The sequence below is a fragment of the Candidatus Microbacterium phytovorans genome (assembly GCA_029202445.1).
GTDB lineage: Bacteria > Actinomycetota > Actinomycetes > Actinomycetales > Microbacteriaceae > Microbacterium > Microbacterium phytovorans.
The window spans coordinates 2,470,046-2,490,691 of sequence record CP119321.1; the positions used below are offsets into that span (position 1 = coordinate 2,470,046).

25 protein-coding genes are annotated in these 20,646 nt (G+C 68.0%); 7 read left to right on the forward strand and 18 right to left on the reverse strand.

Features of this window, described 5'->3' with window-relative positions:
• Positions 1-8: 8 nt before the first annotated feature.
• The 9 genes from P0Y48_11800 to P0Y48_11840 all read right to left on the reverse strand — a co-directional run bounded on the left by P0Y48_11800 (position 9) and on the right by P0Y48_11840 (position 5,371).
• Positions 9-506, reverse strand: a complete 498-nt coding sequence (locus tag P0Y48_11800; GenBank protein ID WEK13137.1) for a septum formation family protein — start codon at positions 504-506, stop codon at positions 9-11.
• 161 nt (positions 507-667) lie between these two features.
• Positions 668-1,024, reverse strand: coding sequence for a hypothetical protein (locus tag P0Y48_11805; protein ID WEK13138.1), 357 nt, complete (start codon positions 1,022-1,024; stop codon positions 668-670).
• A 754-nt stretch (positions 1,025-1,778) separates the two neighbouring features.
• Complete coding sequence (locus tag P0Y48_11810) at positions 1,779-2,063, reverse strand: hypothetical protein (GenBank protein ID WEK13139.1); 285 nt, start codon at positions 2,061-2,063, stop codon at positions 1,779-1,781.
• A gap of 294 nt (positions 2,064-2,357) precedes the next feature.
• Complete coding sequence (locus tag P0Y48_11815; GenBank protein ID WEK13140.1) at positions 2,358-3,065, reverse strand: cation transporter; 708 nt, start codon at positions 3,063-3,065, stop codon at positions 2,358-2,360.
• Positions 3,047-3,376, reverse strand: coding sequence for a metalloregulator ArsR/SmtB family transcription factor (locus P0Y48_11820; GenBank protein WEK13141.1), 330 nt, complete (start codon positions 3,374-3,376; stop codon positions 3,047-3,049). The genes P0Y48_11815 and P0Y48_11820 overlap by 19 nt, the downstream gene beginning before the upstream one ends.
• Positions 3,377-3,466: 90 nt before the next feature.
• Positions 3,467-3,955 carry a GNAT family N-acetyltransferase gene (locus P0Y48_11825; protein WEK13142.1) on the reverse strand — a complete coding sequence of 163 codons (489 nt, stop codon included), beginning with the start codon at positions 3,953-3,955 and terminating at the stop codon, positions 3,467-3,469.
• Positions 3,956-3,962: 7 nt separating this feature from the next.
• The gene (locus P0Y48_11830; GenBank protein WEK13143.1) at positions 3,963-4,190 is read right to left on the reverse strand and encodes an RNA-binding S4 domain-containing protein; all 228 of its coding nucleotides are present in this window, start codon (positions 4,188-4,190) and stop codon (positions 3,963-3,965) included.
• A 45-nt stretch (positions 4,191-4,235) separates the two neighbouring features.
• A complete protein-coding gene (locus tag P0Y48_11835; protein WEK13144.1) occupies positions 4,236-4,556 on the reverse strand; it encodes a hypothetical protein in 321 nt (106 codons plus the stop codon).
• A 143-nt stretch (positions 4,557-4,699) separates the two neighbouring features.
• Complete coding sequence (locus P0Y48_11840) at positions 4,700-5,371, reverse strand: TetR/AcrR family transcriptional regulator C-terminal domain-containing protein (protein ID WEK13145.1); 672 nt, start codon at positions 5,369-5,371, stop codon at positions 4,700-4,702.
• A 106-nt stretch (positions 5,372-5,477) separates the two neighbouring features.
• On the opposite strand from P0Y48_11840, the gene P0Y48_11845 reads away from it, so the two are divergent.
• Complete coding sequence (locus tag P0Y48_11845) at positions 5,478-5,927, forward strand: DUF6326 family protein (GenBank protein WEK13146.1); 450 nt, start codon at positions 5,478-5,480, stop codon at positions 5,925-5,927.
• Between the two features lie 40 nt (positions 5,928-5,967).
• Here the strand turns inward: P0Y48_11845 and P0Y48_11850 are convergent, their stop codons facing one another.
• The gene (locus tag P0Y48_11850) at positions 5,968-6,681 is read right to left on the reverse strand and encodes a tyrosine-protein phosphatase (protein ID WEK13147.1); all 714 of its coding nucleotides are present in this window, start codon (positions 6,679-6,681) and stop codon (positions 5,968-5,970) included.
• A gap of 12 nt (positions 6,682-6,693) precedes the next feature.
• A complete protein-coding gene (locus P0Y48_11855) occupies positions 6,694-7,278 on the reverse strand; it encodes a dihydrofolate reductase family protein (GenBank protein WEK15071.1) in 585 nt (194 codons plus the stop codon).
• 213 nt (positions 7,279-7,491) lie between these two features.
• Between P0Y48_11855 and P0Y48_11860 the strand changes: the two genes are divergently transcribed.
• Positions 7,492-8,811: an MFS transporter gene (locus tag P0Y48_11860; GenBank protein ID WEK13148.1), complete on the forward strand. Its 1,320-nt coding sequence runs from the start codon at positions 7,492-7,494 to the stop codon at positions 8,809-8,811.
• Positions 8,812-8,867: 56 nt separating this feature from the next.
• On the opposite strand, the gene dnaB is transcribed toward P0Y48_11860, so the two are convergent.
• Entirely contained in the window at positions 8,868-10,238 is a 1,371-nt protein-coding gene (gene dnaB / locus P0Y48_11865) for a replicative DNA helicase (protein WEK13149.1), read from the reverse strand.
• Positions 10,239-10,639: 401 nt separating this feature from the next.
• Between dnaB and P0Y48_11870 the strand changes: the two genes are divergently transcribed.
• The 3 genes from P0Y48_11870 to P0Y48_11880 all read left to right on the forward strand — a co-directional run bounded on the left by P0Y48_11870 (position 10,640) and on the right by P0Y48_11880 (position 13,883).
• Entirely contained in the window at positions 10,640-11,557 is a 918-nt protein-coding gene (locus tag P0Y48_11870; GenBank protein WEK13150.1) for an NADP-dependent oxidoreductase, read from the forward strand.
• Positions 11,558-11,726: 169 nt separating this feature from the next.
• Entirely contained in the window at positions 11,727-12,605 is an 879-nt protein-coding gene (locus tag P0Y48_11875) for a hypothetical protein (protein ID WEK13151.1), read from the forward strand.
• 93 nt (positions 12,606-12,698) lie between these two features.
• Positions 12,699-13,883 carry a chaplin family protein gene (locus P0Y48_11880; protein WEK13152.1) on the forward strand — a complete coding sequence of 395 codons (1,185 nt, stop codon included), beginning with the start codon at positions 12,699-12,701 and terminating at the stop codon, positions 13,881-13,883.
• Between the two features lie 190 nt (positions 13,884-14,073).
• Here P0Y48_11880 and rplI read toward each other — a convergent pair whose 3' ends face one another.
• The 4 genes from rplI to rpsF form a co-directional block, all read right to left on the reverse strand.
• Complete coding sequence (gene rplI / locus P0Y48_11885; GenBank protein ID WEK13153.1) at positions 14,074-14,526, reverse strand: 50S ribosomal protein L9; 453 nt, start codon at positions 14,524-14,526, stop codon at positions 14,074-14,076.
• 11 nt (positions 14,527-14,537) lie between these two features.
• A complete protein-coding gene (gene rpsR / locus P0Y48_11890; protein ID WEK13154.1) occupies positions 14,538-14,792 on the reverse strand; it encodes a 30S ribosomal protein S18 in 255 nt (84 codons plus the stop codon).
• 137 nt (positions 14,793-14,929) lie between these two features.
• On the reverse strand, positions 14,930-15,424 hold the full coding sequence (locus tag P0Y48_11895; GenBank protein WEK13155.1) for a single-stranded DNA-binding protein: 495 nt from the start codon (positions 15,422-15,424) through the stop codon (positions 14,930-14,932).
• Between the two features lie 5 nt (positions 15,425-15,429).
• Positions 15,430-15,768, reverse strand: coding sequence for a 30S ribosomal protein S6 (gene rpsF / locus P0Y48_11900; protein WEK15072.1), 339 nt, complete (start codon positions 15,766-15,768; stop codon positions 15,430-15,432).
• 196 nt (positions 15,769-15,964) lie between these two features.
• On the opposite strand from rpsF, the gene P0Y48_11905 reads away from it, so the two are divergent.
• Both P0Y48_11905 and P0Y48_11910 read left to right on the forward strand, forming a co-directional pair.
• Positions 15,965-16,963 (forward strand): hypothetical protein, encoded by a 999-nt coding sequence (locus tag P0Y48_11905; protein WEK13156.1) that lies wholly within the window; start codon positions 15,965-15,967, stop codon positions 16,961-16,963.
• Positions 16,960-18,180: a hypothetical protein gene (locus P0Y48_11910; protein ID WEK13157.1), complete on the forward strand. Its 1,221-nt coding sequence runs from the start codon at positions 16,960-16,962 to the stop codon at positions 18,178-18,180. The genes P0Y48_11905 and P0Y48_11910 overlap by 4 nt, the downstream gene beginning before the upstream one ends.
• 219 nt (positions 18,181-18,399) lie before the next feature.
• Here the strand turns inward: P0Y48_11910 and P0Y48_11915 are convergent, their stop codons facing one another.
• Both P0Y48_11915 and P0Y48_11920 read right to left on the reverse strand, forming a co-directional pair.
• A complete protein-coding gene (locus P0Y48_11915; protein WEK13158.1) occupies positions 18,400-18,795 on the reverse strand; it encodes a DUF779 domain-containing protein in 396 nt (131 codons plus the stop codon).
• Positions 18,796-19,091: 296 nt separating this feature from the next.
• Positions 19,092-20,639 (reverse strand): aldehyde dehydrogenase, encoded by a 1,548-nt coding sequence (locus P0Y48_11920; protein WEK13159.1) that lies wholly within the window; start codon positions 20,637-20,639, stop codon positions 19,092-19,094.
• Positions 20,640-20,646 lie beyond the last annotated feature (7 nt).

The window sequence follows — 20,646 nt, forward strand, 5'->3', positions numbered from 1 at the left end:
GCACCCTGTCACTCCTTCGACCCCTTCGCGGAACTCGTCATCGACCCCTCCGGGTCGTACAGGATGCACTGCAGTTCACGATCGCCGTCATCCCACGAGCCCTGCGTCGGATAGAGCGTGCTCACCCCGAGCTTCGAATCTTCGTAGGGGAGCCCCACGTAGTCCTCGAATGCCGGGATGCACTCGCGCTGCGTCGCTTCGTCGAGGGCATCTTCGTCGGGGAGGTCACCGTCGGGCAATTGCACGACATGGAAGTACTCGTAATCGTGCGAGGTGTCGCACGGGACGACGGGGAGGTCGGTGACTTCATCGGCATCCACCTCGTTGAAGCAGTCGCCGATCACGAGCGTGAAAACATCCGCCTGGCCACCCTCGGTGACTTCCGCCGTGTCGGGGTCGCGCACCGCCTGCGGCGCGAACACGCCCTCGAATGCCGAGCATCCCGACATCAGGATCGCTCCCGCTACCATCACGCCGACGATCATTCCCCCGCGCCGTGCCGCCATGCCATACCCTCTCGTTCCCGCTCCACCTGAGCGTCTCACAGAGGAAGACGTGCGCACGCCAGAAATGTGACGGCGTCCACGCCCCGTCAGCGCACCATGCGCGCGGCCGTCATCGCGGAGCCGGTCAGCGGCCGCGATTCTCGGGATGATTCTCGTGGGATTCAGTCCGACTGATGCGCACCCTCGATGACCTCTTCGATGCTGCGACGCTCCGCTTCGGAGACCGCTGAGCCACGGAAGTCGATGGTGATGTAGCGCGACTGGAACGCGTCTGCCCCGACCTCCGCAGAGTATCTTGACGCCGCAGCTACATCGTCGAAGCGCCGGAACGTCGCCTCTTGAGTGGACCACGCCTCGACGCATCCCTGGATCTGTCCGCAAAGATCGGCGGTGCGCTCGATTGGCGCGGTGAAATGCTCAAGTTCGGAGTTCGACAGGATGTCCGACAGGGTGACGTGCGCCTGCGGTGCGCACCCGCTCGTTGAGAGAAGCACCGCAAGCCCGATGCTCGCGAGCATCGTCCGTTCGCCTCGCCTGTTCATCGTCAGTACCTCGTTGCCGTCGTCCAATTGCACTCATGAATGAGCATCCCGTATGACGAATGCACGGTCCGCGTGGGGCGCCACTTTTCAAGATTCCACCAGCCGCCCGTGAGCGGGGCGCCTGCGACGTGGCATTCGTACTGTTGCCGCATCGTCCGCTTGCTGTCGAGCGCTGCCCGGACCTTCGACCATCGAGCGCGCGCCTCGTCCCATCCTGCTGTGTTCATGATGAGGTGTCCTGAGACGCTCGCCCACATAGACATTCCCCATGCGGAGGGGAGAAGATTCACCTTTGCCTGGCCGTTACTTGTCGAGACTGTCCCGTAGTCGAAGAGATTGATTCCAAGCCACGGGTCGGCAGTGATGGGGTATGTGAACCCACCGCCCCTGTGGTCAATGATCTGGACGAGTTCCGACCCGCGAGCTTCAAATCGCGTCGGCACGGCCGAACCGACTGCGTCATAAGCCCATGGCTTCACAGCCCCGGCGACGAATTCCCCGTCTGCGCCGATGACGACCGCTCCGCCATCGTCGCTCACCTCGACCCTGAGAGCCGAGGTGGATCGCATCGTGTACCTGTACGTTGCGGGTGCTTCCTCATTGTCTAGAACAGTGAGGATCTGAACGGAGCCGTCTCGGTGAGCGAGCGGTAAGGCCGACCAACTCCCCGCCGACCAAACCTGATGACGGCCGCCCTCGACGGATGTCCCTGGTAGGGCGCCGGACAGCGTCACGCTGCTTCGCCCGGGCGCTGCGAGGCCGACTCGGGGATGTGGCTTTGTGCCGATTGTGACTGACCACCGCGGGTTACGGCCTCGAAGCCGTTCGCAGTCGTGGTCAGCTGCAGTGCCGCGTCGATCGGCCCGGTCCCGGGGTGATCGGCGCTGGCCGCAGCAGCAGCTTCCGCGGCCCGAGCCGGTCGCTCATCAGACCCCAGTGCACTCGCGTCGGTCAGGTAGACGGCAACGACCCCCGCGACGCTCAGCATCACGAGTGCGGTCAGTCGAAAGCCCACGGGCAACTCCTCATCCTCGAAGCACGTGGATAGACATCACACGCGCGCATGCACTTAAGCAGTTGCGCATAAGCGTTCGCTGCTACGGCTGCGAACTTCGGGCGAGGAGGAGAAAGACGATCGGCATCACCCGCCTGAATCTCGGGCGGCTTGCCTCGGGTTTACGGCTTGACGACCCGCGGAAGTTGCCTCTTGAAATCGCCGGCTATCTAGTACGGCGCGAGCACCGCTAGCGCGTGGGGACATGTTTGGGTCAGCCAGCAGTGCTCGGCGTGCGCGCCCGTCGAGTAGCGATCAGTGCGTGTGGTCGTGATCGTGCGGATGATCCTCGCCGTCTTCCAGGAACATGCCGACGGACGTCGCGCACGCGTCTCCGCGCCACGCCTCGACACCCTCCCTCACCGCGAACACCGCGATGACGACGCCGGCGACGGCATCCACCCACCACCATCCGAGCAGGCTGTTCGCGAGCAGACCTATGAGTACTGCCGCCGACAAGTAGGTGCACAGCAGGGTCTGCTTCGAGTCGGCGACGGCAGTGGCCGAGCCGAGTTCGCGGCCGGCCCGGCGCTCCGCCCACGACAAGAACGGCATCATCACGACACTGAGGCCGGTGATGACGAGGCCGACGGGCGAGTGCTGAACCTCCACGCGCGTGAGCAGAGCAAACGCCGACGTTACGAGGACGTAGGCGGCGAGCGCGAAGAAGGCGACGGCGATCACCCGTAGCGTGCCTCGCTCCCAGCGCTCGGGATTCCTCCGCGTGAACTGCCAGGCCACCGCGGCAGCCGACAGCACCTCGATGGTGGAGTCGAGTCCGAATGCGATGAGCGCCACCGAGGATGCCGCGGTGCCCGCCGACAGGGCGATGACCGCCTCGATGACGTTGTAGCCGATCGTAACAGCGACGATCGTGCGGATGCGGCGATGGAGCGTCTGACGGCGATCGGCATCGGTAGCCGTGAACGCCTGGGCGCGCGCGGTCATGCGCAGCACGCGCATCCGTCGATCGTGCACCCTTCGTCGACCGCGACCATCGCCTGGATCAGCTGTCGAATGCCCTGAGTGAGGTGCGGGTCGGCGATGTCGTACCGGGTGCGCCGGCCTTCCGGGGTGGTCGCGATCAGCCCGCACCCCCGGAGGCATGCCAGATGGTTCGACACGTTGGTGCGCGTGAGCCCGAGGCCGTGTGCCAACTCCGCCGGGTAACCAGGCGCGTCGAGCAGCCTCAGCAGGATTCTCGCCCTCGTCGGGTCGGACAGCGCCTTCCCCACGGAGACGAGGGTCGCTTCCGGTGGGGAAATGGTCAGCATGTACTGACTATACAGTCATGACTGACCAGTGTGACGGTCGAGCGGCGTCGCGTGGCCCGCGCCGAGAGCGACCGGACGGCGAGCGAGAGTTCAGCGCACCATGCGGGCGGCCGTCATCGCGGAGCCGTGGGCGCCTGCCTGCTCCGCGCCGTCGAACCGGAAGCCGTTGCGCTCGTAGAACGCGACCGCCCGCGGATTCTCCTTCGCGACCCACAGGAAGGCCGGCTCGTCGCCGATCGCCTCCGTGAGCAGCGTCTGGCCCGCGCCGGTGCCGTAGTGCGCGGCGAGCACATAGATCGCGAAGAGCTGCCGGTCGCGCGGGGCCGTGGCATCCGGCTCGGGCTCGCCCGCCCAGGAGAACCCGATGATCGCCCCGTCGGCCTCGGCGACCCGGATCGTCATCGAGGGTCGGGGATTCGTGAGCACGTGATGCCACGTGCGATGCCGCGCCGCGACGTAGTCCGCGGAGAAGAAGCCGTCGGGGAGTAGGTGCGCGTACGCCTCGCGCCAGGTCTCGACGTGGAGGTCGGCGAGCGCGCTGGCGTCGCCCGGCACCGCGTCGCGGGTCGTGAAGGTCATCGCCGCGTCACTCGCAGACGCGCACGCGACGACCGTCGTACTCGACGACGTCGCCGAGTTTCAGCTGCGCACCGCGTCGGCGATCGACCTCGCCGTTGACGGTCACGTACCCGTCGATGATCGCCTCCTTGACGTCACCGCCGGAGTCGAGGAGTCCCGCGAACTTCAGGAACTGACCCAACCGGATGCCGTCGCCGCCGATCGAGACGTCATCGATCGGCGGCTTGTTCGTCATGCTGGGATCGTAGCCGACGGGCGGATCAGCGACCCCGCGACCCGATCACATGCCGGGGACGGCGAGGACCTCGAGCACCTCGATCGTGCCGCCATCGGCCCGGTGAGGGTGCTCCGCCAGCAGGCGCTCGAGCGTGGGAAGGTCTTCGGCCTGCATGAGCGAGTAACCGCTGATGTGCGACTGCGAACGGCCGTCGGCACCGGTCAGGCTCTGCGTGGGCGCGCCCAGATCGACGAGCGCCTCGCCTGCGGCCGTCGCCCACCGCATCCACGCCTCGATCGAGGCGGCGCCGGCGTCGGGGTCGGTCGTCGCCATGCGCTCGGCGGCGGAGGTTGCGGAACGGTACAGCACGAGGAACGTCGTCATGGGTCTTCTCCGGTCGAGAAAGGGGGTCGGGATCGGATGCCGACGGCATCCGCCACCTATGGAGACGCGCCCGCGCGGCGATCCTGACGGTCGGTGAGAGAAGACGTTCGACGCGTGCCCGGGCGGACGACCGTCAAGCGGGTCTACGAGGCGGGCAGCAGCGACTCGAGCGCGTCGAGGATGAGGTCGAGTCCGACGGTGAACTCCGCCGCGGGGTCGTAACCCGCCGCGACGAGACCCGTGGCCGACTCCCTGAGATACGGGAACTCCTCGGGAGGGAGCTGCGGCAGATACAGACCCTCTGCTCGATCGGCGAACTCGTCTGCATCGGTGAACGGCAGCGCGGTCGATTGGAGCGCGAAACCGTAGACGTAGCTGTCGATCAGCCAGTTGGCGTGCGTCGCCGCCAGCACGGTGAAGCCGGCCTTCCGCAAGCAGGCCGTCACGGCTTCGCGGTGACGGAGATTCGCGGGCCCGGGTGTCGAACGCTCCATGAGGCCGATCGCCCAGGGGTGGCGCGCGAGGGCCTCGCGCACGGAGATCGCCCGCTCTCGCATGGCGGATCGCCAGTCGAGGTCGGCGCCGGGCGGGGCGATCTCCTCGAAGACGGCGTCGATCATGGCATCCACGAGCTCGTCCTTGTGAGCGACGTAGTGGTACAGCGACATCGCGCCCGCCCCGAGGGCTGCGGCCAGCCGACGCATGCTCAGGCCGCTCACGCCCTCGCGGTCGGCGAGTCGGACGGCCTCGGCTACCACTCTCCGTTTGCTGAGCGCCGCATCGGGCCCCGCATCGGGTGTTTCGCTCGCGGACACGGTGACTCCTCAGTTGTCGACGCTTGACAACCGTACAACGTACGACACATAGTACGGTGTACGCGTACAGCGTACGAACACTAGTCATCACACGAGGAGAGAACACATGACCACTGCCACTCAGGCCTCCCGAGCCCTGATCACATCGGCGATTCCCGCGCAGCTCAAGATCGCCGCCGCATGGGCGAGCGCGATGTTCCTGTACATCTACGTCGACATCCTGAACTTCTATAAGCCGGGCGTGGTCGACGGCATCCTGGAGGGCCAGATCTGGAGGTTCGACGTCAGCGCGGGACTGCTGAGCGTCTTCCTCGTCTCGATGTCAATCCCCGCGCTGATGATCGTGCTGTCGACGGCGCTTCCCGCCCGCCTCAACCGCATCACCAACCTCGTCGTCGCGGCGCTGTTCATCCCGTACACCCTCTTCAACGCCGCAGGGTCGACGTGGGAATGGGCGGGCTTCTACACGATCAGCATCGGGCTGGAGGTGCTGCTCCTCGCCTACATCCTGCGCACCGCCTGGGCATGGCCACGTGCCGCTGTCCGGGATGCCTGATCCCACCTGGCGGGTGACCGGCGTTCCTGTCGGTCGCCCCTCAGAGTGCGTCGATGTGCCCGCGCCAGGTCCTGATCGCGCGAGCCGTGTGCTCGTCTACCCCCGCATGCTGGAACCAGGCGTCGACGTCGAGGTGCCGGTACATCTCGCGGAACGCCGACTCCGGGGTGTGACCGAACCGGGCGAGCACGCCGAGCCGCAGCTCGACGTCGGACGAGCGGCCGTGAAGGGCCGCCAGGGCGTCGGCGTTGGCGTACGACGTGACGTAGTCGGCGGCCGCGGCATCCTCTGTCGCATCGACCGCCTTCAGAAGGACGGCGGCGACGAGTCCCGTCCGATCCCACCCGGCGGCGCAATGGAACAGCACCGCTCCGTCGGGGGCCGACGCGATCGTCGTCAGCACGCGGACGAGACGGTGCGGGAGTTCGTGCAGATGCGCCGCGTAGTAGAGCGGGGTGCCCCAGCGGCCGTCGGCCTCGATCGGGTCCCAGAAGTCGCGTTCGTCACCGTCGAGGTCGACGCGCACGCGATGGATGCCGTCAGGCACCGGCCCGACCTGCTCCTCCGGCCGACGTAGGTCGACGACGGTGTGCACGCGGTGGTCGCGCAGGGCGGCCCAGCCAGACGGGGTGATCCGGTCGGGCTTCTCCGCGCGGATGAACACGCCCGCCGGCGTGAGCGAACCGTCGTTGCGCGGGATGCCGTCGAGATCTCGTACGTTGGCGAGTCCGTCGACCGCGAGAACCGAACCCATGCGGTCAGCCTCTCACGCGTCGTTCACGCCGGTCGGCACCGCGGTCGGTCGGTACCGTTGCGCCACAGCGCCGGAGGCGAACTCGCGTCGCTCGACCAGCTCCAGCGCCAGCTGGTCGGGGAGACCGTCGAGCAGCCGCGGCCCCCGACCCGCGATGACCGGATGCACGACGAACGTGTACTCATCGATCAGCCCGAGCGCGGCGAGCGCGGCCGGCAGCGCGACGCCGCCGAGCGAGATGCCCCGTCCCGGGCGCGCCTTCAGAGCCTCCACGGCGGCGCGAAGGTCACCGCTCGTCCGCTCCGCGTTCCAGTCCACGACCTCGAGCCTGGTTGAGACGACGCTCTTGGGAATCGCATCGATCACCTCCGCGAAGGCGATGTCGGCGGCATCCATCCAGTCGGGCCACACCCCCGACGCAGGTCGGCGCCACGCGGACTGCATCATCTCGTAGGTCACGCGACCGTAGAGCAGCGTGTCGGACCGGCGGAGCTCGTCTGTCCAGAACGCCATCGACTCGGCATCCGGCGGCAGTCCTGCCTCGTGATGACAGCACCCGTCGAGGGTGACGTTGATCGCGTACCGAAGGGGCTGCACAGCGGTGGGTCGCATCCCGCCGAGTGTTCCACACGACGCGTGCGGGGAACAGGGGTGGGGGTGGGCTGAGCCCGAAATCCGTACCAAGTTGTCCACAGCCTCGAATCGAACTGATTCCGCAGCCTGGCAGTCACCTACACTCTCGGAGTTGCCCGGCCGCTTGACGCGTTCGGCCCCGAGCACCACCCGACCATCGAGATCGAAAAGGACGCCATGACACCGCAACACCGAACGATCTTCGCGCTGCCATTGACCTTCTTCGGTTTCCTGATGGCAGTGGCCGTCTCAGACCTCGGAGACTCCTTTCGGTTGCTTGCGCTCGATCTGTGGTTCTACGAATCGAGTACGGACAAAGAGGGCGCGCGCCTCACGCTCCTTCTCGCATCAGTCATCCCTGCCCTTCTGGTGGCGCCACTCGCGGGGGCTGTCGCAGACCGTTTCGACCTGCGACGCACGTTCATCGCGACGACCGCACTGCGGGGCATCATCAGTCTCGGTCTCGCGGCCGTCGCACACAGCCTCGGAGTCGGGGAGACCGCCATCGTCCTTGTTGTCGCGTCCGCGGTTGCGAGCGTCTTCTTCACGTCCTCGGCCTTCGTGTTCGTGCCGAGACTCGTCAAGCAGAATCTTCTCCCTCGCGCGAACGGCATCCTGGAATCGATGACGTGGGCGCTCGCGGCGGTTGGGCCGGCCGCAGGGGCACTCGCGTTCGCCGCCTGGGGGCCGGCCCCTTCCTTCCTCATTGACGGCGCATCCTTCCTGCTCTCCGCCCTCCTCTTCAAGTACGTACTCGTGAAGCCTGTCAAAGAGGTGACCGACCAGCGGCGCGCCCGAGGTGGCGTCCGCCAGTTGGCTCGGGAGTTCGGTGAGCTGCTTCAGGGGGTCGGTCCGGCCGCTGCATACCTCGCGTCGCATCGGTACGCCCTTGGGCTGCTCCTCGCGTCCTACGGGGTTACCATCACGGCCGCGGCGAACTCGTTCAGCTTGATCTTCCTTATCGCGGTCGACTTGCAGCTGCCAGCGGAAGCGTTCGGTCTTGTGCTGTCCTGGAACGGAGTCGTCGCCGTGGTAGCCGCACTCATCGTCGGCTTCATTGTCCGAGCCTCCGGGATGCAGACGCTGTACCTGGCCTGCCTTGGACTGTTTGCGGTGGCACAGATCATCATCGGCTTGGCGCCCAACCTGTTCATCCTCATCATTGGCGTTGCCCTCAGCGCGCTCATCAACGCTCCCTACAACGTCGCGGTGACGACGCTCTTCCAGACCTCCATCGCTGATGAGTATCTCGGCCGCGTCGAGGGCCTCGACGTGAGCGTCGACAACGCACTGCGTATCGGTACTCTGATCGCGGCCGCGGCTGCCGTAGCTACATGGGGGCCGCGTTCTGTTCTCGTGGTGTCGGGCATCGTTGCGCTCGTCCTTCTCATTGTGGGTGGAGCACTCATGTTGAGATCAACGGGCCGCAGCGGCACGACTCGGAAGAGCGCCGATCGCTCCCTGACCGACGATCTCGCCAATCCGTCGGATAGCTGAGGTGCCTGCGAGATGGGCAACTTCAAAGATGGCCTGCAGGCGCAATCACCTGCTCGCTATTGGAAGTCGTTGGCCATGTCGGCGAAGCGGGAGAAGTGGCCCTGGAAGGCGACGGTGACGGTGTCGGTGGGGCCGTTTCGGTGCTTCGCGACGATCAGGTCGGCCTCGCCGGCGCGGGGGCTGTCCTTCTCGTAGGCGGCTTCGCGGTGCAGCAGGATGACGATGTCGGCGTCTTGCTCGATCGAGCCCGACTCACGCAGGTCGCTGATGGCGGGCTTCTTGTCGGCCCGCTGTTCGGCGCCACGGTTCAGCTGCGACAGCGCGATCACGGGCACCTGCAGCTCCTTCGCGAGCAGCTTGAGGGCGCGGGAGAACTCGGAGACCTCCTGCTGACGCGACTCGACGCGCTTGCCGCTCGTCATGAGCTGCAGGTAGTCGATGACGACCATCTTCAGCCCCACGCGCTGCTTCAGCTTGCGGCACTTGGCGCGGATCTCGACGAGGGTCATGTTGGGGCTGTCGTCGATGTAGAGGGGCGCGTCGTTGATGCGGCCACGCGTGGAGGCGATCGTGGTCCAGTCGCGACTGTCGAGGTTTCCCTTGCGCATGCTCTGGAGGGGCACGGCGCCCTCCGCGCTCATGAGGCGCATCGCGATCTCGCTCTTGCCCATTTCGAGCGAGAAGAAGATCGTCGGCTGGTTGTTCTTGATGGCCGCGGCGCGGGCGAAGTCGAGCGCCAGCGTGGACTTACCCATGGCGGGACGCGCAGCCACGACGATCATCTGACCGCCGTGAAGACCGTTGGTGAGCTGGTCGAGCCCGGCGAAGCCAGTGGGGATGCCGGTCATCTGACCGTCACGGCCGCGAGCGGCCTCGATCTCCTCGACGGCCGCGTCGACGGCGATCTGCAGGGGCACGTAGTCTTCGGCCTGTTCGGCGCCGGTGACCGAGTAGATCTCGGCCTGCGCGTTGTTCACGAGGTCGAGCGCGTCGCCCTGCCCGTTGTAGCCCATCTGCACGATGCGGGTGCCGGCCTCGACGAGACGGCGCAGCAGCGCACGCTCGCGCACGATCGACGCGTAGTAGGCCGCGTTGGCCGCGGTGGGGACGATGGAGGTGAGCGAGTGCAGATAATCGGCACCGCCGGAGCGCTGCAGATCGCCCGTCTTGATGAGCTCGTCGGTGACCGCGATGACGTCGGTCGGCTCGCCGTGCGAATAGAGGGAGAGGATCGCCTCGAAGATCAGCTCGTGCTTCGGCACGTAGAAGTCGGTGCTGCGCAGCGCCTCGATGACGTCGGCCACCGCATCGCCGGAGAGGAGCATTCCCCCGAGCGTGCTCTGCTCGGCGAGCAGGTCGTGCGGCGGGGTGCGGTCGGGTTCGCGACGCCCGCCGAGGCGCTCCTCGGAGATATCGGCGATCGACATACGCACTCCTTCCACGGCCCCCACTCACCGGACCATCGGACACGCTAGGCACGGCCTCCGACAGCCGCAAACCGCCCTGTGGATAACTCTGTGGAGAGATTGCGGGAAACGCCGCAGAGGCTGTGTACAGAACCTGTGGAAAACGCCCGGGATAACATCGAGCGACGATTCTCATCTACCACTTGACCTGGACTTTTATTTTCCACGCCCTGTGGAGGGGGAACGTGGGTGAAGTGCTGCTTGAAGGTTGAGCCTTCCGTGGAGGGTTGGGGAAAACCGTGGGGAGCAAGACGGCGTTTGTCAAGTGCGGAAACGCCGCGTCGACACACATTTCTTTACGCCGTTCGGAGCCCCCTGAGGCATGCGGGAATGCCGCACGGCATCCGAGCGTCGAACACCGTATGAGCCTTTTCGTCGAACAGTCCGAGATCAGCGACCCTTTCGTCCTTCGCATCGTCGACCGTGAGGAGCCGCACGCCGGACCCGGCCAGGTGAGGCTCCGCGCTCGCGTCGCAGGGCTCAACCCCGTCGACTGGAAGATCGCCTCCTCGCCGCAGGCGGCGACCGCGTTCGGTATTTCCGCGCCGACGGGCTTCGGGAACGACGTCGCCGGTGAGATCGACGAGGTCGGCGACGGCGTGACGGAGTTCGCGGTGGGCGACCGCGTGTTCGCGAGCGCACGGGGCCGCGCCGTCGCGGAGCACGTCATCCTCACGGTCGGCGCCGACGACATCCGTCACACCCCCGACGGCCTCAGCGACGACGTGGCCGGCGCGCTCCAGGTCGCCGGCCGCACGGCCGACGCCGCCCTGCGCACGGTGGGCGCGGCATCCGGAGACACGATCCTGATCGGCGGGGCAGCGGGCGGCGTCGGCGTGCTCGTGGTGCAGCTGGCGGTGCGGCTCGGCGCGACCGTGATCGCGACGGCATCCGAGTCCAACCACGACTACCTCCGCAGTCTGGGCGCGACGCCGACCCTCTACGGCGATGGCCTCGCAGATCGCGTGCGCGCCCTCGCGCCCCAAGGCGTCGACGCCGCGATCGACCTGCACGGCATCGCCACCGTCGAAGCCGCAGCCGAGCTCGGCGTGCCCGGCGAGCGGATCGCCACGATCGCCGCCTCCAACCCGCCGCACGGCGCGAAGCCGACCGGTGGGCGGGATGCGCACCCCGATGCCCTCGACGAGATCGCTGCGCTGCTCGCTGACGGCACCGTTACGCTCCCGATCGCGGCACGCTTCCCCGTCTCGCAGATCGACCACGCGATCGCGCTCCAGCGAGCCGGTCACGTGCGGGGCAAGGTGATCGTCACGCTCTGACACCCCGTCCGCTCGCGCGGGCGCGCACCCGCGGATGCCACGAAGCTCCCGAGCGCGCAACCCCCCTGGACAACGCGCGCACGGTGGGTCTACTTTCGTGCGCACCAGGCACCCCAACGCGGTCTCGCCCCCCGAGGCCGTGAGTACGTCCCATGCGACGGAGGTGAACGTGGACGCGGTGCGAACGACAGAGCAGACCCCCTGGGTCAGGCTCGTCCTGTGCGCCGTCGGCGTGGCCGTCGGCTGGTTCGCGCTGTCCGCCGCGTTCGGCTGGGGTGCCCCCGCGTCACACGCGTCCGATGACGAATCCGACGGGCTGCTCGGCGGTGTCGTCCGCACGGTCGATTCGGTCACCGACCTTCTTCCCGACGCGGTCGAGGAGCCGGTCGACACGGTCGTCGAAGCCGTAACCCACACCTCCGAGAAGACGACGAAGAAGGCCGCGACCGGCGTGAAGAACACCGCCGAAACGGTCGTGAAGGCGTCCGTCACGAAGGTGACCCACGCGGTGCGCGAAACCGTGAGCGATGCCGTGGTTGTCGTCGATCAGACGGTGGATGCCGTCGATCAGACCGTGGATGCCGTCATCGACACCATTGTGAAGCTTCCGCCGTCCGAGACGGCCTCCCCTGAAATACCGACGGATCCCACTGACCCCGCCGCCCCCACGGCGGGTGCCGCCGACAGTTCCGCGACCACGCCGGGGGCTCCCCCCGCCGCCGGCGTCTCCACGGTCTCGGATCGTTCCTCGGTGTCGGCGCTGCGGCGCGCGGCCGACGCGTCTTCGCGCGCGTCGGCCGCCGCCCACCTCTCCTCGGCCACCGGGAGGGGCGTCGATACCGGCGGCCCGGGTGCGCTCACGCCGCTGTCTGCGGCCCCCGTCACTTCTTCCCTGTCCTCGGGCTCCGCCGGAGCCTCCGCCGCGGCCGGAACCGTCCCGCCGTCGACGCCGACGCACGCGCGCTCTGCCTGGTCGCGCACCGCCGGCCACGACGACCGCGAGGCACCGCCTGGACCGCCCGTCCGACCAGCTGTCTCTCCCGACTGAGTCAGGTGCACCGTCCCCGCTCTCGCGGTTCGGCGGCACACCATCGACGCACGCCCGTGCGCCGACCACTCAGTTCACTCAAGGAGAGACATCATGCGCAAGTTCATCACGCGCGCCCTCTGGGGCACGCTGCTGGCGGGCGGGCTCACGCTCGTCGGCACCTCGGTCGCCATGGCGGCCGAGACGGACGGAGAGGACGGACTCCTCTCCGGCACACAAGCCCTCATCGACGTGGCGGTCCCCGTCACCGTCGAGGGCAACAGCATCTCGATCCTGGGCGACTCGTCGTCCACGTCGGACACGGATGCCACCCCCACCGCTCCTGCCGAGGAGACCTCGGCATCCACCAGCGGGGCGGACGGCACCGCCTCGGGAACGCAGGCGCTCATCTCGGTGAGCGTGCCCGTCGCGGTGGAGGACACGGCCGTCTCGGTCGTGGGCGACAGTTCGTCGGAGACGGATGCCGCTGCCACCGAACCGGCCGACACCTCCCCGTCGGAACCGTCGACCTCCGAGGCATCCACCTCGGGTGAAGACGGCACCGCATCGGGAACGCAGGCGATCGTGCCGGTCTCTGTGCCCGTGACGCTCGGCGGGAACGCCGTCTCCGTCCTCGGCGACAGCGAGTCCGCCACCACCGGCGGATCTGGATCGACCGGGGGCGACTCGACGGACGGGACCGGTGCCACGACCGGGGGATCCGACGGCACCACCGACGGCACCGACGGCATCCTCGGGGGCACCCAGGTGATCGCGCCCGTCGGCATCCCCGTCGAGGTCGCGGGCAACGCCATCTCCGTGCTCGGCGACAGCGAATCCACCACCGGTGCGTCTGGATCGACCGAGGGCGACTCGACGGGCGGAACCGACGGCTCGACCGAGGGAACCGGAGGGACCACCAACGGCAGCGACGGGATCGGCTCGGGGACGCAGGTGATCCTTCCCGTGGAGGTTCCACTCGGCGTCGGCGGCAACGCCGTCTCCGTGATCGGCGACAGCACCACCACGACCGAGCCACCGACGACGCCGACCGACCCGACGGATCCCACCGATCCGACGGATCCGACCGATCCGGGAACCACAGACCCGGGAACGACCGAGCCCGGAAGCGACGGCTCCATGAGCGCTGGCGACGTCGTGGGCGCCGTCGCCGGCGAGTCGACAGCCGTCCGCGCCCTCGCCGAGACCGGTGGGGGATCGCTCGTGCCGCTGGTCCTCTTCGGAGGGCTCCTCATGCTCGCAGGCGGGGTGATGCGCATGGCGCGCCGCTCAGCCTGACAGATCGCGGGGATGCCGGCACTGCCTGGTCCGTCATCCCCGAACCCCCGTCGAGATTGCGCGAACTGCTGCGGATTCGGTCCCGTGGCGACCGTTCGCGCGGTCTCGGCCGTCCGGGAACCGGGGTACCCGGACAAAACGGAAGGGCCGCGGGAGCATGTGCCCCGCGGCCCTTCTGTCGTGCAGCGAATTACTTCGCGGCGACCACCTGGAGGGTGATCACGGCGGTGAGGTCGTCGCGCAGACGAACCGTCGCCTCGTGCTCACCGACCGCCTTGATGGGCGAGGTGATGTGGATCTTGCGCTTGTCGAGGTCGCCCAGACCGGCTGCCTTGACGGCGTCGGCCACGTCGGCCGTCTTCACCGAACCGAACAGGCGGCCCTCGGCGCCGGCCTTGACGGCCAGCTTGACCTTGGTGCCCTCGAGGGCGTCCTTGAGCGCCACGGCCTCTTCGTGGTCGTGGATCGCGCGGGACTCGCGGGCGGCGCGAATCGACGCCACCTGCTTCTCGCCACCGCGGGTCCAGGCCACAGCGAAGCCCTGGGGGATGAGGTAGTTACGGGCGTACCCGTTCTTGACCTCGATGACGTCGCCGGCGCTTCCGAGCCCGGCGACCTCGTTCGTGAGAATCAGCTTTGCCATGTCGGTACCCCTCAGCGGCCAGCGCCGGCGTAAGGCAGGAGCGCCATTTCGCGCGCGTTCTTGATCGCCTTGGCGATCAGACGCTGCTCCTGCACCGAAACACCGGTGATACGACGGGCGCGGATCTTGCCGCGCTCCGAGATGAACTTACGAAGCGTCGCGACGTCCTTGTAATCGATGACGCCGACGCGGATCGCCTTCGCGGGAGCGGCGTTCTTCGCGCCCTTCCGCGGCTTGCGGCGATCGCCGGTAGCCTTTCCAGCCATGTGTCTTCCTTAGTAGTAGTGGATGCCGGTGACCCGCGCATCCGGGAATCTCGGGTTTCGACTCGGCCCTGCGGGCCTCGCTCAACCTTGAGTCGATCTCGCGTCAATGTCGCGTCGCGACAGTGACCCGACCCGACTCAAAACGGGGTGTCGTCGCCGTAGCCGGCGCCGGGAGCGCTCCAGGCATCCGGAGCAGCCGAGCCGGGGGTCGCCCACGGCTCTTCCTGCTGGACCTGGGGACGCGACTGGCCACCACCGCCGCCACCGGAGGCGGCGCGGGTGACCTGGGCGGTCGCGTAGCGGAGCGAGGGGCCGATCTCGTCGACCTCCAGCTCGATCGCCGTGCGGTTGTTGCCCTCGCGGTCCTGGTAGGAGCGCTGCTTCAGACGGCCGGTCGCGATGACCCGCATGCCCTTGGTGAGCGAACCTGCCACGTGCTCGGCGAACTCGCGCCACACCGACGCGCGGAGGAACAGCGCTTCGCCGTCCTTCCACTCGTTGGCCTGACGGTCGAAGTTGCGCGGAGTCGACGCGATCGTGAAGTTCGCGACGGGCAGCCCGTTCTGCGTGTAGCGCAGCTCGGGGTCTGCCGTGAGGTTGCCCACGACGGTGATGACGGTTTCGCCGGCCATCGTCGTTACGCCTTCGCTGCCTTACGGGCGGCCTTGGCCTCGGCGCGCTCCTTCTCGGCGGCGACCTGAGCGATCGCCTCCTCGGCACGGAGGACCTTGGTACGCATGATCTGCTCGTTCAGCTTCAGCTGACGGTCGAGCTCCTGCGTGGCGGCGCTGGTGGCGGTGAAGTTGACGACGGCGTAGATGCCCTCGTTCTTCTTCTGGATCTCGTACGCGAGACGGCGCTTGCCCCACACGTCGACGTTGTCGATCGAGCCACCATCTGCGGTGATGACCTTCAGGAACCCGTCGAGCTTGGGAGCGACCTGGCGCTCGTCGACCTCGGGGTCAAGGATGACCATGAGTTCGTACTGGTGCGTGTGCGTCACTAACCCACCTCCTTCGGACTAGAACGGATGCCGGGCGGTTCCCGGCATCAGGAGGGTTGATGCACGTGTCACGGACTTCCGCACACAGGGGTGCAGCCGGACAACCTCAACAGTCTAGCCGAAGCCCGGTCAGCGGCCCAATCGTCCAGGTCGCCGGTAGCGTGGCCGCATGGAGTGGACGGCGGACGTGACGGCGGGCGACTGGCTGCGGGACCGGCTCGACGACAGCGAGAACTGGGGACGCAGCATGCACGGCGTCGTGCCTCGAGGCTTCGCGGCATACGCCCGCGTGTTCCACCCCGCGACGCGCGATCGGCCGGTCGGCGCAGAGTGGCCGCCGCAGCCGTACTCCGACCACCGCGCGTGGGACGCCTTCCAGCGCGCCCACCCCGACCTCGACGTCATCGATGAGCGCGTCGACTGGGCCACCGTGGCCGCCGCCCTCGGCAAGACGATGCACCCGCTCGCCCAGTGGGGGAACCTGGTCGGCATCGACCGCTGGGCGGACCGGGAGAACGACCCGCGGGATGCCGAAGGCTGGCGCTATCACGACCCGGAAGAGGGCGGGATGCCGGCCGACGTGCTCTCCACGCTCGCGGGCATCCTCGCCGCCCACACCACGACGCCCGACGACGGGTATGTGGCGCTCTGGGAGGGCGTCGGGGGACTGGTGGGGCACCTCGGCACCTCGCCGTCGCGCACCTTCTTCCAGATCGGGGACGCGAGCCCGGAGCTCGATCACCACAACGCGATGCTGGGCCGCTCGGTGCCCGACCCCTTCAACAACGTGTTCCGCACGGCGACGTGGCAGGACGGCATCCTCTCTCGGGAGATCTCGGAGGGTCCGCGCCTCGAACTCCCCGGCCGGGGACACGTGCTGTTCCGCGGGGGCGTGTCGGAACTCGGCGACCCGGACTGGGTGCTCTCCGTGCCGTGGCGCGATCGCGTCGCCGAGGCGCACGGCTTCCCGCCGTCCGCGCAGACGCCGAGCATCGTGTGGCCCGCCGACCGCGCCTGGGTCTCGGTCACCGAGGTCGACTACGACTCCACGATCGTCGGCGGCGCGCGCGAGCCGATCGCCGCGCTCGTCGCCGATCCGCGGCTGGAAGCGTGGGAGATCCCCGCCGACGCCGACCTCACCTTCGACGCCGACGAGGTCAACCGATGAGCGCCCCCGTGCCGTTCGACGCCCGCGCCCTGGTGGAGTCCGTCGACAGGGCCACCGCGCGCGCCTACGCGCAGGAACTGCGCCGCACCGGACGCGCGCCCGCCGGCATGGGCGCCGCCGGGATCGTCATCGGCGTCGTCGTCGCGGTCGTGTTCGTCTTCCTCTTCGGCAGCGTGTTCATCGGCATCCTGAGCGCCTTCTTCACGATGGCGTCCGCCGTCGGGTCGGGCGGAGGTGCGGGACTGTTCGCCGTGGTGCCGGTGATCTTCCTCGTGATCGTGCTGACGGTCGTCGGGATCGGCATCTGGCGCGCGGTCAACGGCAGCGGCGCCGCGCGCTGGTACCGCCTCGACCGTTTCGCCCAGGCGAACGGGATGACGTGGTATCCGGTGTCGGCGAACCCGCCCCTGCCCGGCATGATCTTCGGCCACGGGAGCGCGCGGAAGTCGACCGACGTCGTGCGCGGCGCCCGGCCCCGCTTCGTCGAGTTCGGCAACTACGAGTACACGACCGGCTCGGGGAAGAACCGTACGACCCATCACTGGGGCTACGTCGCGGTGAAGCTCTCGACACCGCTGCCGCACATCGTCCTGGATGCCACGAGCAACAACGCCCTGTTCGGGTCGAACCTGCCGGCATCCTTCGACCGCGACCAGCGGCTGAGCCTGGAGGGCGACTTCGACAAGCACTTCGCCCTCTACTGCCCCCAGGGGTACGAGGCCGACGCGCTGTACCTGTTCACGCCCGACATCATGGCGCGCTTCGTCGACAACGCCGCCGCGCTCGACGTCGAGATCGTCGACGACTGGATGTTCCTGTACGCGAAGCGGCAGTTCGTCACCCTCGACCCGGCGACGTGGGGCTGGCTGTTCTCGGTGGTGGGGGCGTTCCTCGACAAGTTCGCCCAGTGGGAACGATGGCGCGACGACCGGCTCGCCGGCGGCACCGCACCCGGGCCCGCCGGGCTTCCCGCTCCGACCGGCGCGCCCCTGGACATCGCCACGCCCGACATCGCTTCGCCGGCGAGCGCCACCCCGCTGCCGTTCGCCGCCCCGACGGCGCTCCTGCGTCCGCCGCCGGGAGTGGCGCCGCAGGGCCGCCGCCTGAAGCGCGGCGTTCCGTGGGGCGCGATCATCGTCGTGGCGATCTTCGTCGGGATGTGGCTGCTCATGCAGTCGGGCGTACTGGGCGCGTTCCTCAGCGGGATCGTGCGCTGACGACGCGCTGACGCTGGCCGGTCGGGCCGGCGGGCGCGTGCAGTCGGGCGGTGGGCTGCCGGTGGAGTGTTCGGGCGGTGGGATGCCGGGCAGACCTGCCGTTCGGAGGAGATCCGCCGTTCGGAGGGCCCTGGCGGCGGGAGCGCCCTCCGTTGTGCAGATCTCCTCCGCACGCGCGGGGCGGGGAAGGGACCCACGCGGCGCTGGCGGAGCCACCTCCTACGCCGGGGTGAGCCCGAAGTGCGCCAGCTCGGCACCGGTCAGCATGCGCGAGCGGATGAGGAACCGCATGCCCGTCGGGCCCTCCACGCTGAATCCGGCCCCACGGCCGGGCACGACGTCGATCGTCAGATGTGTGTACTTCCAGTACTCGAACTGCGACTCCGAGATGAAGACGTCGACCGGATCGCCGAGCCCGACGTCGAGCCCGCCTAGATGCACATCGCTCGGACCGGTGAGGAACATCCCGACGGGGTAGCACATGGGGGCGCTGCCATCACAGCACCCCCCGGACTGGTGGAACATCAGCGGACCGTGCTGCACGGTGAGGTCGCGCAGCAGCGCGGCCGCGGCATCCGTCACTTCGACGCGGGTGAAGGGTTCGGCGGCGGTCATGGCATCCTCCCTGGGGTCGGTGTGCGTTTCGTGTCTGCGTTTCGTGTCTGCGTTTCGTCTCTGCGTTTCGTGTCTGCGTTTCGTCTCTGCGTTTCGTCTCTGCGTTTCGTCTCGCTGCGCTCGCTCAACGACCGGGTGGAGACGCTCGCTCAACGACCGGGGGTGGGGGACGCCCCCGGGTCGTTGAGCGAGGAACGCAGCGACGAGACGAAACGCAGAGGAGCACAGCGACGAGACGAAACGCAGAGGAGCGCAGCGACGAGACGAAGCGCAGACGAGACGAAGCGCGGCTGAGCTCAGAAGAAGCCCATGGCCCCTTCGGCGTACGAGACGAGCAGGTTCTTCGTCTGCTGGTAGTGGTCGAGCATCTTCAGGTGGTTCTCGCGGCCGATGCCCGACTGCTTGTACCCGCCGAACGCGGCGTGGGCCGGGTACTGGTGGTAGGTGTTGGTCCACACGCGACCGGCTTCGATGCCGCGGCCGGCGCGGTACATCGTGTCGGCCGAGCGACTCCACACCCCGGCGCCCAGGCCGTAGAGGGTGTCGTTCGCGATCGAGAGCGCGTCGTCGAAGTCGTCGAAGCTCGTAACCGACACGACCGGACCGAAGATCTCTTCCTGGAAGATCCGCATGTCGTTCGTGCCCTCGAACACCGTCGGCGCCACGTAGTACCCGCCGCTGAGCTCGCCCCCGAGGTCGACTCTTTCCCCACCGGCGAGCAGCTTCGCACCGCCCTGCTTACCGATGTCGATGTAGCTGAGGATCTTCTCGAGCTGGTCGTTCGACGCCTGCGCACCGATCATCGTGGCCGGGTCGAGCGGGTTGCCCTGCACGATCTTGGAGACCCGGTCGAGCCCGTCGGCGAGGAAGCCGTCGTAGATCGACCGCTGGATGAGCGCACGCGACGGGCAGGTGCACACCTCGCCCTGGTTGAGGGCGAAGAACGTGAAACCCTCCAACGCCTTGTCGTAGTAGGCATCCTTGTCGCGAGCGACGTCCTCGAAGAAGACGTTCGCACTCTTGCCGCCGAGCTCGAGCGTCACCGGGATGAGGTTCTGCGACGCGTACTGCATGATGAGGCGGCCCGTCGTCGTCTCACCCGTGAACGCGACCTTGCGGATGCGCTTGTGCTGGGCGAGCGGCGCGCCGGCCTCGATGCCGAAGCCGTTGACGATGTTCACGACGCCGGCCGGCAACAGGTCGCCGATGATCTCGAACAGGAACAGAATGGATGCCGGCGTCTGCTCGGCCGGCTTCAACACGACGCAGTTGCCCGCGGCGAGCGCGGGAGCCAGCTTCCACGTGGCCATGAGGATGGGGAAGTTCCACGGGATGATCTGGCCGACGACGCCCAGCGGCTCGTGGAAGTGGTAGGCGACGGTGTCTTCGTCGATCTGGCTGAGCGAACCCTCCTGAGCGCGCAGCACACCCGCGAAGTAGCGGAAGTGGTCGACGGCGAGCGGAATGTCGGCGGCGAGCGTCTCGCGGACGGGCTTGCCGTTCTCCCACGTTTCGGCCACGGCGATCCGCTCGAGGTTCTGCTCGATGCGGTCGGCGATCTTGTTGAGGATCACCGCACGGTCGGCGGGCGTCGTGCGCTTCCACGACTCGAACGCCTTCCAGGCGACGTCGACGGCACGGTCGATGTCCTCTACGGTGCCCCGGCCGACCTCGGTGAACGGCTTGCCGGTGACGGGGGTGATGTTCTCGAAGTACTGGCCCTTGATCGGCTCGACGAACTCGCCGCCGATGTAGTGGCCGTAGCGGGCGCGGTACTCGGCGACCGACCCCCGCTGGCCCGGGGCGGCGTAGACGCTCGAGACGCCTTCTTCGACGATGGTCATGGTGTCT

What these genes read in the sequence shown, in the direction of transcription:
- rpsR (WEK13154.1), bottom strand. Translation starts at nt 14,792, where the DNA reads ATGGCTGGAAAGGCTACCGGCGATCGCCGCAAGCCGCGGAAGGGCGCG.
- P0Y48_11830 (WEK13143.1), bottom strand. Translation starts at nt 4,190, where the DNA reads ATGACGAACAAGCCGCCGATCGATGACGTCTCGATCGGCGGCGACGGC.
- P0Y48_11895 (WEK13155.1), bottom strand. Translation starts at nt 15,424, where the DNA reads ATGGCCGGCGAAACCGTCATCACCGTCGTGGGCAACCTCACGGCAGAC.
- P0Y48_11835 (WEK13144.1), bottom strand. Translation starts at nt 4,556, where the DNA reads ATGACGACGTTCCTCGTGCTGTACCGTTCCGCAACCTCCGCCGCCGAG.
- P0Y48_11860 (WEK13148.1), top strand. Translation starts at nt 7,492, where the DNA reads ATGACACCGCAACACCGAACGATCTTCGCGCTGCCATTGACCTTCTTC.
- P0Y48_11800 (WEK13137.1), bottom strand. Translation starts at nt 506, where the DNA reads ATGGCGGCACGGCGCGGGGGAATGATCGTCGGCGTGATGGTAGCGGGA.
- P0Y48_11920 (WEK13159.1), bottom strand. Translation starts at nt 20,639, where the DNA reads ATGACCATCGTCGAAGAAGGCGTCTCGAGCGTCTACGCCGCCCCGGGC.
- dnaB (WEK13149.1), bottom strand. Translation starts at nt 10,238, where the DNA reads ATGTCGATCGCCGATATCTCCGAGGAGCGCCTCGGCGGGCGTCGCGAA.
- P0Y48_11910 (WEK13157.1), top strand. Translation starts at nt 16,960, where the DNA reads ATGAGCGCCCCCGTGCCGTTCGACGCCCGCGCCCTGGTGGAGTCCGTC.
- rplI (WEK13153.1), bottom strand. Translation starts at nt 14,526, where the DNA reads ATGGCAAAGCTGATTCTCACGAACGAGGTCGCCGGGCTCGGAAGCGCC.
- P0Y48_11905 (WEK13156.1), top strand. Translation starts at nt 15,965, where the DNA reads ATGGAGTGGACGGCGGACGTGACGGCGGGCGACTGGCTGCGGGACCGG.
- P0Y48_11845 (WEK13146.1), top strand. Translation starts at nt 5,478, where the DNA reads ATGACCACTGCCACTCAGGCCTCCCGAGCCCTGATCACATCGGCGATT.
- rpsF (WEK15072.1), bottom strand. Translation starts at nt 15,768, where the DNA reads ATGGTCATCCTTGACCCCGAGGTCGACGAGCGCCAGGTCGCTCCCAAG.
- P0Y48_11870 (WEK13150.1), top strand. Translation starts at nt 10,640, where the DNA reads ATGAGCCTTTTCGTCGAACAGTCCGAGATCAGCGACCCTTTCGTCCTT.
- P0Y48_11825 (WEK13142.1), bottom strand. Translation starts at nt 3,955, where the DNA reads ATGACCTTCACGACCCGCGACGCGGTGCCGGGCGACGCCAGCGCGCTC.
- P0Y48_11805 (WEK13138.1), bottom strand. Translation starts at nt 1,024, where the DNA reads ATGCTCGCGAGCATCGGGCTTGCGGTGCTTCTCTCAACGAGCGGGTGC.
- P0Y48_11850 (WEK13147.1), bottom strand. Translation starts at nt 6,681, where the DNA reads ATGGGTTCGGTTCTCGCGGTCGACGGACTCGCCAACGTACGAGATCTC.
- P0Y48_11815 (WEK13140.1), bottom strand. Translation starts at nt 3,065, where the DNA reads ATGCGCGTGCTGCGCATGACCGCGCGCGCCCAGGCGTTCACGGCTACC.
- P0Y48_11880 (WEK13152.1), top strand. Translation starts at nt 12,699, where the DNA reads ATGCGCAAGTTCATCACGCGCGCCCTCTGGGGCACGCTGCTGGCGGGC.
- P0Y48_11915 (WEK13158.1), bottom strand. Translation starts at nt 18,795, where the DNA reads ATGACCGCCGCCGAACCCTTCACCCGCGTCGAAGTGACGGATGCCGCG.
- P0Y48_11820 (WEK13141.1), bottom strand. Translation starts at nt 3,376, where the DNA reads ATGCTGACCATTTCCCCACCGGAAGCGACCCTCGTCTCCGTGGGGAAG.